Below are 1,202 nucleotides of genomic sequence, written 5' to 3'. Positions count from 1 at the left end.
AGGAAGATCTCATGGCTAAGGCTAAGTTTGAACGTAATAAGCCACACGTTAACGTGGGCACAATCGGTCACGTTGACCATGGTAAAACAACTTTAACTGCTGCTATCGCAACTGTATGTGCGAAGAAATTCGGTGGTGAAGCTAAAGACTACGCTGCAATCGACTCTGCACCAGAAGAAAAAGCACGTGGTATTACAATTAATACATCACACGTAGAATACGATTCTCCAACTCGTCACTACGCTCACGTAGACTGCCCGGGCCACGCCGATTATGTTAAAAACATGATTACTGGTGCTGCTCAAATGGACGGCGCGATCCTTGTATGTGCTGCGACTGATGGTCCAATGCCACAAACTCGTGAACACATCCTTCTTTCTCGCCAAGTAGGTGTTCCATACATCGTTGTATTCTTAAACAAATGTGATCTTGTAGACGACGAAGAGCTTCTTGAGCTAGTTGAAATGGAAGTTCGTGAACTTCTTTCTACTTATGACTTCCCAGGTGATGACACTCCAGTTATCCGTGGTTCTGCTCTTGCTGCACTTAACGGTGAAGCTGGTCAGTTCGGTGAAGATGCAGTTGTTGCTCTTGTTGAAGCGCTTGACACTTACATCCCAGAGCCAGAGCGTGCTATTGATAAAGCATTCTTAATGCCAATCGAAGACGTATTCTCTATTTCTGGTCGTGGTACAGTAGTAACTGGCCGTGTAGAAGCTGGTATCGTGAAAGTAGGCGAAGAAGTTGAAATCGTAGGTATCAAAGACACAGTTAAAACTACAGTAACTGGCGTTGAAATGTTCCGTAAACTTCTAGACGAAGGCCGTGCGGGCGAGAACTGTGGTATCTTATTACGTGGTACTAAGCGTGAAGACGTACAACGTGGTCAAGTACTTTCTAAACCAGGTGCGATCAAGCCACACACTAAATTCGATGCAGAAGTATACGTACTTTCTAAAGAAGAAGGTGGTCGTCACACTCCATTCCTTAACGGTTACCGTCCACAGTTCTACTTCCGTACAACTGACGTAACTGGCGCGATTCAATTGCAAGAAGGCGTTGAAATGGTTATGCCTGGTGACAACGTAGAAATGTCAGTAGAATTAATCCACCCAATCGCAATGGACCCAGGTCTACGTTTTGCGATCCGTGAAGGTGGTCGTACAGTTGGTGCTGGTGTTGTTGCTAAAGTAACTGCATAA

Annotated in this window: 1 protein-coding gene; it reads left to right on the top strand. The window is 45.2% G+C overall.

Annotated elements, in window-relative coordinates:
- Window positions 1–11 precede the first annotated feature (11 nt).
- Entirely contained in the window at window positions 12–1,202 is a 1,191-nt protein-coding gene (gene tuf, locus AC1M9B_RS14350; RefSeq protein ID WP_481592547.1) for an elongation factor Tu, read from the top strand.

The sequence above is a fragment of the Acinetobacter sp. ANC_7513 genome (assembly GCF_056779915.1).
The sequence above is the reverse complement of the archived record's forward strand: the minus strand, read 5'-3'. Positions and strand labels throughout refer to the sequence as shown.

Coding starts and splice junctions, on each gene's coding strand:
- tuf (WP_481592547.1), top strand. CDS start 12: ATGGCTAAGGCTAAGTTTGAACGTAATAAGCCACACGTTAACGTGGGC.